Origin of the sequence: Streptomyces sp. NPDC006265, from assembly GCF_040613555.1 — a bacterium.
Lineage (GTDB): Bacteria > Actinomycetota > Actinomycetes > Streptomycetales > Streptomycetaceae > Streptomyces.
The window spans coordinates 1-11,960 of sequence record NZ_JBEXSH010000185.1 but is presented as its reverse complement, the minus strand read 5'-3'; the positions used below and the strand labels follow the sequence as shown (position 1 = coordinate 11,960).

The following is an 11,960-nucleotide window of genomic DNA, read 5'->3' as shown; positions in this document are numbered from 1 at the left end:
GTGGATGCGGGGTTGGCCATTGGATATGACGCGATGTAACGCTAGTGGTCGAGTGGGCGGGCCTCGATCTCCGCCTCGGTGGGCAGATAGGCGCGTTCGATCACCGGGAGCTGACGGGGGTGGATCGCGGCCCGGCCGAGGAATCCCAGGGCGCGGCCGTGGGCGCAGGAGGCCGCCAGCCCGTCCAGGTCGCGGGTGTCCGGGTGGACGGACTGGGGCGGAGGGGGCAGACCGGCGGCCCGGGCCACCACCACCCGGGAGCGGAGCCAGTCGAGGCCGGTGTCGTGGCCAGGCCCAGCAGTGCGCCGCGTGCGCGTGCGCGGAGCCCGGCGGCGTCTCCGGGTGCCGGGACGGAGGGGATGCAGGCGATCGATGCCATACGGCATGTGCCCCACTCCGGTGACTCCGCCGAGCCTCACGTGCCCCAGCATCACCCGGTCGACATCTGGGCACACTGATGATCAAGTGAGCGCGAAACGGTAAAGCCGCAGGTTAGCGCAGCCTTTCCTTGCTGGCGAGGTCGGAATTCGGGGCGTAGTTTGTGGGTCGTAAAACTCTGGAATCTGTCCAAAGAGCGGGGAGTGGGGATCTTCCATGGCCATCATCGACACCGAGGCGACGCTGCACGAGGCGCACCGGGACAATCACACGCACCGGGACGTGAACGGCGGCTGGCTGCGTCCCGCGGTGTTCGGTGCGATGGACGGCCTCGTCTCCAATCTCGCTCTGATGGCCGGTGTGGCCGGCGGAGCGGTCGGCCAGCACACCGTGGTCCTGAGCGGGCTGGCGGGCCTGGCCGCCGGCGCCTTTTCCATGGCCGCCGGCGAGTACACCTCCGTCGCCTCGCAGCGCGAGCTCGTCGAGGCCGAGCTGGACGTGGAGCGGCGCCAGCTGCGCAAGCACCCCAAGGACGAGGAGGCCGAGCTCGCCGCGCTCTACGAGTCGAGGGGCGTCGAGTCGGGGCTGGCCCGCGAGGTCGCGCGGCAACTGTCGATGGACCCCGAGCAGGCCCTGGAGATCCACGCCCGGGAGGAACTGGGCATCGACCCCGGTGATCTGCCCTCGCCGACCGTGGCCGCGGTGTCGAGTTTCGGCTCCTTCGCGCTGGGCGCGCTGATTCCCGTCCTGCCCTATCTGCTGGGCGCGAACAGCATGTGGCAGGCGGTGCTGCTGGCGCTGCTGGGGCTCTTCCTGTGCGGTGCGGTGGTAGCCAAGGTGACGGCACGCACATGGTGGTACAGCGGGCTTCGGCAGCTGTTGCTGGGAGGCGCGGCGGCTGGTGTGACGTACGCCCTGGGCACCGTGTTCGGAACGGCCGTAGGATAGCGCGGCTCGGACCTATGCAAGGGACCGCATAGGTGGCCGTTACTCACTGGTTTCAAATGCGGAACCAGCGGGCATGAGCCGTAAGCGCTGCGGGCAACGACGCTCGCCGCGCACCCCCAGCGGGGTGGCGACGACGCCTGTCCCGCTCCTCGGGCCGATGGAAACCGATCTGACCCGATCGTTCCGTGCGGCCCCTCCATAGCCTCCACCGCAGGCGCGGTACCCCCGCCGCGCACCCGCGGTGTCCGCATGTTGGAACGGATTATCCCGGTTCCCGAGAGCCGCTCCATCATGTAACCTGCACGAAATTTTGCGATCACGCGAGGGCCAACGTCGTCCCTCGGCACTTGCATATGCCACATGACGACGACGGGAGAGCCGATGCGTACGCCGCGCCAGCCGTCCCAGCATTCCGCGAATGGCCAGAACTGGTCCTTCATGGATGCTCGCCCTGCTGCGCAGGGTATGTACGACCCCCGCAACGAGCACGACGCCTGCGGCGTCGGCTTCGTCGCCACCCTCACCGGCGAGGCGTCCCACACCCTGGTCGAGCAGGCTCTGACCGTCCTGCGCAACCTCGAACACCGCGGCGCCACCGGCTCCGAGCCCGACTCCGGCGACGGCGCCGGCATCCTGTCGCAGGTCCCGGACGCCTTCTTCCGTGACGTGGCCGGATTCGAACTGCCCGACGCCGGTGCCTACGCCGTCGGCATCGCTTTCCTGCCGGAGGACTCCACCGCCGACGCCGTCTCGCAGATCGAGACGATCGCCGCCGACGAGGGCATCACCGTCCTCGGCTGGCGCGAGGTGCCGGTCGCCCCCCAGTTGCTGGGAGCCACCGCCCGGTCGACCATGCCGGTCTTCCGCCAGATCTTCGTCAGCGACGGCGCTTCGGAGGGCATCGCCCTCGACCGCAAGGCCTTCGTGCTGCGCAAGCGTGCCGAGCGCGAGGCCGGCGTGTACTTCCCGTCGCTGTCCGCGCGGACCATCGTCTACAAGGGCATGCTGACCACCGGCCAGCTCGAGCCCTTCTTCCCGGACCTGTCCGACCGCCGCTTCGCCTCCGCGATCGCGCTCGTGCACTCCCGGTTCTCGACGAACACGTTCCCGTCGTGGCCGCTGGCCCACCCGTACCGCTTCGTCGCGCACAACGGTGAGATCAACACCGTCAAGGGCAACCGCAACTGGATGGTGGCCCGCGAGTCGCAGCTCGTCTCGGACCTGTTCGGGTCCGACGACAAGGCCATCGACCGGATCTTCCCGGTCTGTACGCCGGACGCCTCCGACTCCGCCTCCTTCGACGAGGTCCTCGAACTCCTGCACCTGGGCGGCCGCTCCCTGCCGCACTCCGTGCTGATGATGATCCCGGAGGCGTGGGAGAACCACGACTCCATGGACGCGGCCCGGCGCGCCTTCTACCAGTTCCACTCCACGCTGATGGAGCCCTGGGACGGCCCGGCCTGCGTCACCTTCACCGACGGCAAGCAGGTCGGCGCGGTCCTCGACCGCAACGGCCTTCGCCCCGGCCGCTACTGGGTCACCGACGACGGCCTCGTCGTCCTCGGCTCCGAGGTCGGCGTCCTGGACATCGATCCCTCCAAGGTCGTCCGCAAGGGCCGTCTGCAGCCCGGCCGCATGTTCCTCGTCGACACCGTCGAGCACCGCATCATCGAGGACGACGAGATCAAGGCCCAGCTCGCCGCCGAGAACCCCTACGCGGAGTGGATCGAAGCCGGCGAGATCGAGCTCGAGGACCTGCCCGAGCGCGAGCACATCGTGCACACGCACGCCTCGGTCACCCGCCGCCAGCAGACCTTCGGCTACACCGAGGAGGAGCTGCGCGTCCTGGTGGCGCCGATGGCCAAGGCCGGCGCCGAGCCGATCGGCTCGATGGGCACCGACTCGCCGATCGCCGCGCTGTCGGACCGCCCGCGGCTGCTCTTCGACTACTTCACCCAGCTGTTCGCGCAGGTCACCAACCCGCCGCTGGACGCCATCCGCGAGGAACTGGTCACCTCCCTGCGCTCGTCGCTGGGCCCCCAGGGCAACCTGCTGGAGCCGAACGCGGCCTCCTGTCGCAGCGTCCTGCTGCCCTTCCCGGTGATCGACAACGACGAGCTGGCCAAGCTCATCCACATCAACGCCGACGGCGACATGCCCGGCTTCAAGGCCGCGACCCTGTCCGGCCTGTACCGGGTGCACGGCGGCGGTGACGCGCTGGCCGCGCGGATCGAGGAGATCTGCACCGAGGCCGACGCCGCCATCGACAACGGCGCCCGCCTGATCGTCCTGTCGGACCGCCACTCGGACGCCGAGCACGCGCCGATCCCGTCGCTGCTGCTCACCGCGGCCGTCCACCACCACCTCATCCGCACCAAGCAGCGCACCCAGGTGGGCCTGCTGGTCGAGGCCGGTGACGTCCGCGAGGTCCACCACGTCGCCCTGCTCATCGGCTACGGCGCCGCAGCGGTAAACCCGTACCTGGCGATGGAGTCCGTCGAGGACCTGGTCCGCGCCGGCACCTTCCTGCCCGGCATCGAGCCCGAGAAGGCCATCCGCAACCTCATCTACGCCCTCGGCAAGGGCGTGCTGAAGGTCATGTCGAAGATGGGCATCTCGACCGTCGCCTCCTACCGCGGCGCCCAGGTCTTCGAGGCCGTCGGTCTTGACGAGGCCTTCGTCGAGAAGTACTTCAACGGCACCGCCACCAAGATCGGCGGTGTCGGCATCGACGTCGTCGCCAAGGAGGTCGCCGCCCGGCACGCCAAGGCCTACCCGGCCTCCGGCATCGCCCCGGCGCACCGCGCGCTGGAGATAGGCGGCGAGTACCAGTGGCGCCGCGAGGGCGAGCCGCACCTGTTCGACCCGGACACGGTCTTCCGCCTCCAGCACTCCACGCGCTCCGGCAAGTACGACATCTTCAAGAAGTACACCGAGCGTGTGAACGAGCAGTCCGAGCGGCTGATGACGCTGCGCGGCCTGTTCGGCTTCAAGTCGGACCGGCAGCCGATCTCCATCGACGAGGTCGAGCCCGTCTCCGAGATCGTCAAGCGCTTCTCCACGGGCGCCATGTCGTACGGCTCCATCTCCCAGGAGGCGCACGAGACCCTCGCCATCGCCATGAACCAGCTGGGCGGCAAGTCCAACACCGGTGAGGGCGGCGAGGACCCGGAGCGCCTGTACGACCCGGCCCGCCGGTCGGCCATCAAGCAGGTCGCCTCCGGCCGCTTCGGTGTGACCTCCGAGTACCTGGTCAACTCCGACGACATCCAGATCAAGATGGCCCAGGGCGCCAAGCCCGGCGAGGGCGGCCAGCTGCCCGGCCACAAGGTCTACCCGTGGGTCGCCAAGACGCGGCACTCGACGCCCGGTGTCGGCCTCATCTCGCCGCCGCCGCACCACGACATCTACTCCATCGAGGACCTGGCCCAGCTGATCCACGACCTGAAGAACGCGAACCCGCAGGCGCGGATTCACGTGAAGCTGGTCTCCGAGGTCGGCGTCGGCACGGTCGCCGCGGGCGTCTCCAAGGCGCACGCGGACGTCGTCCTGATCTCCGGTCACGACGGTGGTACGGGTGCCTCCCCGCTCACCTCGCTGAAGCACGCCGGCGGCCCCTGGGAGCTCGGTCTCGCCGAGACCCAGCAGACCCTGCTGCTCAACGGCCTGCGCGACCGCATCGTCGTCCAGACCGACGGCCAGCTGAAGACCGGCCGTGACGTGGTCATCGCCGCGCTGCTCGGCGCCGAGGAGTTCGGTTTCGCGACCGCGCCGCTCGTCGTCTCCGGCTGCGTCATGATGCGCGTCTGCCACCTGGACACCTGCCCGGTCGGCATCGCCACGCAGAACCCGGTTCTGCGCGAGCGCTTCTCCGGCAAGGCCGAGTACGTCGTGAACTTCTTCCAGTTCATCGCCGAAGAGGTCCGCGAGATCCTCGCCGAGCTGGGCTTCCGCTCCATCGAGGAGGCCGTCGGCCACGCCGAGACCCTCGACGTCACACGGGCCGTCGACCACTGGAAGGCACAGGGCCTGGACCTGGAGCCGCTGTTCCACGTGCCCGACCTGCCCGAGGGCGCGGTGCGCCACCAGATCATGGCGCAGGACCACGGCCTGGAGAAGGCGCTCGACAACCAGCTGATCAAGCTGGCCTCGGACGCGCTCGGCGCGACCGGTGCCACCGACGCCCAGCCGGTGCGCGCCCAGGTGCAGATCCGCAACATCAACCGCACGGTCGGCACCATGCTCGGCCACGAGGTGACGAAGAAGTTCGGTGGCGCGGGCCTGCCCGACGACACCGTCGACATCACCTTCACCGGCTCCGCGGGCCAGTCCTTCGGCGCCTTCGTGCCGCGCGGTGTCACGCTGCGCCTGGAGGGCGACGCCAACGACTACGTGGGCAAGGGCCTGTCCGGCGGCCGGATCGTGGTCCGCCCGGACCGCGCGGCCGACCACCTCGCCGAGTACAGCGTCATCGCCGGCAACACCATCGGCTACGGCGCCACCGGCGGCGAGATGTTCCTGCGCGGCAAGGTCGGCGAGCGGTTCTGCGTCCGCAACTCCGGTGCGACGGTCGTCTCCGAGGGCGTGGGCGACCACGGCTGCGAGTACATGACCGGCGGCCACGCGGTGGTCCTCGGCGAGACGGGCCGCAACTTCGCGGCCGGCATGTCCGGCGGTATCGCGTACGTGATCGACCTGGACCGGGACAACGTCAACGCCGGCAACCTGGACGCCGTCGAGGCGCTGGACGACGCCGACAAGCAGTGGCTGCACGACGTGGTCCGCCGCCACCAGGAGGAGACGGGCTCCACCGTCGCCGAGAAGCTCCTGGCCGAGTGGGACACCGCCGTCGAGCGGTTCAGCAGGATCATCCCCAGCACGTACAAGGCAGTGCTCGCCGCCAAGGAAGCCGCCGAGCGAGCCGGTCTCTCCGAGACCGAGACCCACGAGAAGATGATGGAGGCGGCGATCAATGGCTGACCCGAAGGGCTTCCTGAACCACGGGCGCGAGCTCGCCAAGTCCCGTCCCGTCGAGGAGCGCGTCAAGGACTGGAACGAGGTCTACGTTCCCGGCTCCCTGCTGCCCATCATCAGCAAGCAGGCCAGCCGCTGCATGGACTGCGGCATCCCGTTCTGCCACAACGGCTGTCCGCTCGGGAACCTGATCCCGGAGTGGAACGACTACGCCTACCGCGAGGACTGGGCGGCCGCCTCCGAGCGACTGCACGCGACGAACAACTTCCCGGAGTTCACGGGCCGGCTGTGCCCCGCTCCCTGCGAGTCGGCGTGTGTGCTGGGCATCAACCAGCCGCCGGTCACCATCAAGAACGTCGAGGTCTCGATCATCGACAAGGCGTGGGAGACCGGGGACGTCGCCCCGCAGGTCCCGGAGCGCCTGTCCGGCAAGACCGTCGCGGTCATCGGCTCGGGCCCCGCCGGTCTCGCCGCCGCCCAGCAGCTGACCCGGGCCGGCCACACCGTCGCCGTCTACGAGCGCGCGGACCGCATCGGAGGCCTCCTCCGCTACGGCATCCCCGAGTTCAAGATGGAGAAGCGGCACATCAACCGCCGCATCGAGCAGATGCGCGCGGAGGGCACCCGCTTCCGCACCGGCATCGAGATCGGCCGCGACCTGAAGGCCACGGACCTGAAGAAGCGCTACGACGCGGTCGTCCTGGCCGTCGGCGCGACCATGGCCCGCGACCTGCCGGTGCCCGGCCGTGAACTCAAGGGCATCTACCAGGCCATGGAGTACCTGCCGCTGGCCAACAAGGTGCAGGAGGGCGACTTCGTGGCGCCCCCGATCTCGGCCGAGGGCAAGCACGTCGTGGTCATCGGCGGCGGCGACACCGGCGCGGACTGCGTGGGTACCGCCCACCGCCAGGGCGCTGCCTCCGTCACGCAGCTGGAGATCATGCCCCGCCCGGGCGAGGAGCGGAACGCGGCCTCCCAGCCGTGGCCGACCTTCCCCATGCTGTACAAGGTCACCTCGGCGCACGAGGAGGGCGGCGAGCGGGTCTACTCGGTCTCGACGACCCACTTCGAGGGTGACGAGGACGGCAACGTCCAGTGGCTGCACCTCACCGAGGTGGAGTTCATCGACGGCAAGCTGACCCCGAAGCAGGGCTCCGAGCGCAAGATCCCCGCGCAGCTCGTCACGCTCGCCATGGGCTTCACCGGCACCGACCGGGAGAACGGCCTGGTCGAGCAGTTCGGTCTGGAGCTCGACGAGCGCGGCAACATCGCCCGCGACGCCGACTTCCGGACCAACGTGCCCGGCGTGTACGTCGCCGGTGACGCCGGCCGCGGCCAGTCGCTCATCGTCTGGGCGATCGCGGAGGGCCGCTCGGCGGCGCGCGGCGTGGACCGTGCGCTGACGGGTGCGAGCGAGCTGCCGGCGCCGATCCGTCCGACGGACCGCGCGCTGATGGTCTGACCGCACCACACCCGCGGTCCGACCACGTCACCCGCGGTCCGACCACGTCACCCGCGGTCCGACCGCACCTCACAAGACGTCCCGCACAAAGGCGTGCGGAACACTGACGGCGCCTGCCCCTTGTCCCCGACCGGACGAATGGGCAGGCGCCGTCGCACGTCCTCAGCCGTTCTCGTCCCCGGTTCCGGATGCGTTCGCGTGCCCGTCCGGCCACACCTGGATGTGGTCCTCCTCCAGCTCCAGCAGCACCCGGTCCGCCATGCCCAGGGCCGCGGTGTACTCGGCCGGCAGCTGGAGGCGGCCCGCGCGGTCGGCTGAGGTGAGTGATCGGTGTCCGGCTTCCGGCCCACCAGGCCTGCGCGACGGCCACCGCCCCGGCCAGCAGCACCGCGCCCGCCGCGGGCAGGCCCTGGCGGTGATGGAGCTGCTGCGGGCCGTGGTCCGCAGCGAGGGCGTCACGGCCCTCGTCGCCACTGACGACCCCCAACTCCTCGGCCTGGCCGACCGGGTGCTGGAACTGAGCGCGGAGCGGTCGTCGAGGAGTGAACGGAGCGGCCGTCGAGGGGTGAGAGGATGCCGCCCATGGTCGCGATCAGTCTGAGCAAGATGCAGGAGACCGCTCCCGCCCTGGTGAACCTCTACAAGAGCGCCGGGGTGTCCCTCGCGAAGCACGGCCTCGACGGGCTGCGGGCCGCGGTCTACCTCGTGGTCGACTACTCCGGCTCGATGAAGCCGTACTACAAGGACGGCAGTGTGCAGGCGCTGGCCGACCGGGTGCTCGGGCTGTCGGCGCACCTGGACGACGACGGCAGCGTGCCGGTCGTGTTCTTCTCCACGGATGTCGACGCCGTCACCGAGATCGCGCTCTCGGACCACCAGGGCAAGATCGAGCGGATCGTGGCCGGGCTCGGCCACATGGGGAAGACCGGCTACCACCTGGCGATGGACGCCGTGATCGACCACTACCTCGACAGCGGGTCGGCCGAGCCCGCCCTGGTCGTGTTCCAGACCGACGGCGGACCCATCAACAAGCTCGCCGCGGAACGGTACCTGTGCAAGGCGGCGAAGCTGCCGCTGTTCTGGCAGTTCATCGGCTTCGGCGACCCGGGCAGCAAACAGTTCGACTTCCTGCGCAAGCTGGACGAACTGGCCGTGCCGGGCAAGCGGGTCGTCGACAACGCGGGGTTCTTCCCCGCGGGGCAGGATCCCCGGAAGGTCTCGGACACCGAGCTGTACGACCGGCTGGTGGGCGAGTTCCCGAAGTGGCTGGTGGCCGCGCGGGCGCAGGGGATCGTGCGGGACGCCGCCGGCCGCTGAACCGGCCGCTGGTCCCCTTGGCCCAACCCTGCCCACGCCCCGTTTGCACGGCCGCGACCCCGTGCCACGCTGGGAAGGGTCCCACGGGGAGGCGACGACGTATGGGCGACGACGGCGCACGACGGGTGTACGGGACGGGCTCCGCCGACCGGAGACCTCCCGCCGGCAAGGGCGAGAAGCTCGCCGACTGGGCGGACGGGCGGCTCGGGCTCTACGCCCTGGCCAAGGCCAACATGCGCAAGGTCTTTCCGGACCACTGGTCCTTCATGCTGGGCGAGGTCACCCTCTACAGCTTCCTCGTGCTGATCCTCACCGGCGTCTACCTCACCCTGTTCTTCGAGCCCAGCATGCAGGAGGTCGTCTACAACGGCTCCTACACGGAGCTCAACGGCGTGCTCATGAGCAAGGCGTTCGAGTCCACGCTGGACATCAGCTTCGATGTGCGCGGCGGACTGCTGATCCGACAGATCCACCACTGGGCGGCCCTGGTCTTCGTCACCGGCATGCTGGTGCACATGATGCGGGTGTTCTTCACGGGCGCCTTCCGCAAGCCGCGCGAGCTGAACTGGCTCTTCGGCTGGACCCTGCTGATGCTCGGCATCATCACCGGCCTTACCGGCTACTCCCTCCCCGACGACCTGCTGTCCGGCACCGGCATCCGCTTCGCGCAGGGCGCGATCCTGTCGATCCCGATCGTCGGGACGTATCTTTCGTTCTTCCTGTTCGGCGGGGAGTTCCCGGGCGAGGACATCATCTCGCGGCTGTACCCCGTCCACGTCCTGCTGCTGCCCGGGATCATGCTGGGCCTGGTCACCGCCCATCTGATCCTGGTCTTCTACCACAAGCACACCCAGTTCCCGGGCCCCGGGCGCAAGGAGCGGTCCGTCGTCGGGATGCCCTTCCTACCGGTCTACATGGCCAAGGCGGGCGGGTTCTTCTTCCTCGTCTTCGGCGTCCTGACGGTGATGGGCGCCATCGCCCAGATCAACCCCGTGTGGGCCTTCGGCCCCTACCGCCCCGACCTGGTCACCACCGGCGCCCAGCCCGACTGGTACCTCGGGTTCTCCGAGGGCCTGATCCGGGTGATGCCGGGATGGGAGATCAACCTCTGGGGGCACACGCTCGTCCTCGGCGTGTTCATTCCCTTCTCGCTGTTCCCGCTGATCCTGCTCGCCCTCGGCCTCTACCCCTTCATCGAGGCGTGGATCACCGGCGACAAGCGCGAGCATCACATCCTGGACCGGCCGCGCAACGCGCCCGTGCGCACCGGCCTGGGCGTGGCATGGCTGACCCTGTACGCGGTGCTGCTGATCGGCGGCGGCAACGACATCGTCGCCACCCATCTGCACCTGTCCATCAACGTGATCACCTGGTTCGTCCGGATCGGCGCCTTCGTGCTGCCGGTCGCCGCTTTCGTCGTCACGAAGAAGATCTGCATGGGCCTGCAGCGCCGCGACCGCGCCAAAGTGCTGCACGGCAGGGAGACCGGCACCATCAAGCGGCTGCCGACCGGCGAGTACATCGAGGTCCACGAGCCTCTCGCGCAGGCCGAGCTGCACACGCTCACCCAGCACGAGCAGCACCCGCCGTACGAGATCGGGCGCGAGGTCGACGCGAGAGGTGTCCGCCGCAAGATCAAGCGGTCCGAGCGGTTGCGCGCCCGGCTCGCCAAGGCCATGTACGGGCCCGACGCGCGGATCGAGAAGCCGACCGTGGCCGAATACCGGGAGATCACCGGGGGCGATCACCGGCATTGACGACCAGGGCCCGGCACTCCTCGGGGGCACCCCAGGCCGTGCGCAGGGCCCGGGCCTTGGTCAGCCACAGCGACAGGCCGTACTCGGCGGTGTAGCCGATCGCCCCGTGCAGTTGCAGCGCGGTCCGGGCGGTGGTGTACGCCGCCTCGCACGCGGCGGCCTTGGCGGCGGCGGTGTCGGTGGGCTCCATGGTCAGCGCGGCGCCGAACACCAGCGGGCGCGCGAACTCCAGGGCCATCTTCGCGTCCGCCAGCCGGTGCTTGACCGGCCTCGATGGCCCGGACGTACTCCTGCGGCACCCGCCCGCCGACGACGGACGAGCGGAACTCGAAACCTCCCTCCTCGTGCGGCTCCACGTCAAGGACGACATGGGCGAACTGCCCCGCTCCGCCGTCCTGTTTGACGTGCCGGAACACCAGCCCGGACACGCCACGGCCGACGGTCTCGCGGTAACCGACCCGGGGGCGCCCGACGTTGACCTCCAGTCCCAGCTCGCGCCGGAGCTTCTCCACCGCCACCTCCAGGTGCAGTTCACCCATGCCGAACAGGACCGTCTGCCCCGTCTCCGGGTCGGACCGCACGACCAGCGAGGGATCCTCCTCGGTCAGCCGCGCCAGGCCCGACGCGAGCCGGCCGGTGTCACCGGCCCGGCGGGATTCGACGGCGACCGACACCACCGGCTCCGGCACACCGGGTGGTTCCAGGACGAGCGGCGCGTCCGCCGCGCACAGGGTCGAGCCCGCGCGGGCGGACTTCAGCCCGACCACGGCGACGATGTCCCCGGCGACGGCCCGGTCCAGCGGGGCGTGCCGGTCGGCCTGGACGCGCAGGATCCGTCCGATCCGCTCGGTGCGCCGCGCGGTCGCGTCCCACAGGGTGTCTCCCTTCTCGATCGTGCCCGAGTAGATCCGCAGACAGGTCAGCCGCCCCGTCGGGGTGGCGTGCACCTTGAACGCCAGGGCGGCGACCGGTGCCGCGGGATCGGCGGCCCGGACCTGCTCCTCGCCCTCGTGCGTGCCGCGGACCGGCGGCACGTCCAGGGGCGACGGCAGATAGGCCACGACCGCGTCGAGCAGCGGCTCGACACCGCGGTTGCGGTACGCGGAGCCGCACAGCACGACCAC

The 11,960-nt window shown here is 70.0% G+C and carries 5 protein-coding genes and 5 pseudogenes; 6 read left to right on the top strand and 4 right to left on the bottom strand.

The genetic code is table 11. The features are described 5' to 3' along the window. Positions 1-62: 62 nt before the first annotated feature. A pseudogene (locus tag ABZ281_RS17435) lies at positions 63-284 on the bottom strand (CoA ester lyase); the annotation flags it as partial. A 310-nt stretch (positions 285-594) separates the two neighbouring features. Between ABZ281_RS17435 and ABZ281_RS17430 the strand changes: the two are divergent. The 3 genes from ABZ281_RS17430 (at position 595) to ABZ281_RS17420 (ending at position 7,762) form a co-directional block, all read left to right on the top strand. After that, a complete protein-coding gene (locus ABZ281_RS17430) occupies positions 595-1,326 on the top strand; it encodes a VIT1/CCC1 transporter family protein (protein WP_356656364.1) in 732 nt (243 codons plus the stop codon). A gap of 381 nt (positions 1,327-1,707) precedes the next feature. Next, positions 1,708-6,306 carry a glutamate synthase large subunit gene (gltB, locus tag ABZ281_RS17425; RefSeq protein ID WP_356656366.1) on the top strand — a complete coding sequence of 1,533 codons (4,599 nt, stop codon included), beginning with the start codon at positions 1,708-1,710 and terminating at the stop codon, positions 6,304-6,306. After that, positions 6,299-7,762: a glutamate synthase subunit beta gene (locus tag ABZ281_RS17420; protein WP_356656362.1), complete on the top strand. Its 1,464-nt coding sequence runs from the start codon at positions 6,299-6,301 to the stop codon at positions 7,760-7,762. Before gltB ends, ABZ281_RS17420 begins: the two co-directional genes overlap by 8 nt. A gap of 162 nt (positions 7,763-7,924) precedes the next feature. On the opposite strand, the pseudogene ABZ281_RS17415 reads toward ABZ281_RS17420, so the two are convergent. Further along, positions 7,925-8,074 (bottom strand): annotated as a pseudogene (locus ABZ281_RS17415) (ABC transporter ATP-binding protein); the annotation flags it as partial. A 97-nt stretch (positions 8,075-8,171) separates the two neighbouring features. Between ABZ281_RS17415 and ABZ281_RS17410 the strand changes: the two are divergent. The 3 genes and pseudogenes from ABZ281_RS17410 to ABZ281_RS17400 all read left to right on the top strand — a co-directional run. Continuing rightward, positions 8,172-8,363: pseudogene (locus tag ABZ281_RS17410) on the top strand (hypothetical protein); the annotation flags it as partial. Continuing rightward, positions 8,345-9,079, top strand: a complete 735-nt coding sequence (locus ABZ281_RS17405) for a VWA domain-containing protein (protein ID WP_356656360.1) — start codon at positions 8,345-8,347, stop codon at positions 9,077-9,079. The pseudogene ABZ281_RS17410 and the gene ABZ281_RS17405, both read left to right, overlap by 19 nt. A gap of 101 nt (positions 9,080-9,180) precedes the next feature. Beyond that, on the top strand, positions 9,181-10,836 hold the full coding sequence (locus ABZ281_RS17400; protein ID WP_356656358.1) for a cytochrome bc complex cytochrome b subunit: 1,656 nt from the start codon (positions 9,181-9,183) through the stop codon (positions 10,834-10,836). Here ABZ281_RS17400 and ABZ281_RS17395 read toward each other — a convergent pair. Together ABZ281_RS17395 and ABZ281_RS17390 are read right to left on the bottom strand one after the other, a co-directional pair. Next, positions 10,811-11,101: pseudogene (locus tag ABZ281_RS17395) on the bottom strand (acyl-CoA dehydrogenase family protein); the annotation flags it as partial. The gene ABZ281_RS17400 and the pseudogene ABZ281_RS17395 overlap by 26 nt on opposite strands. Next, positions 11,100-11,960, bottom strand: a pseudogene (locus ABZ281_RS17390) (EF-Tu/IF-2/RF-3 family GTPase); the annotation flags it as partial. The pseudogenes ABZ281_RS17390 and ABZ281_RS17395, both read right to left, overlap by 2 nt.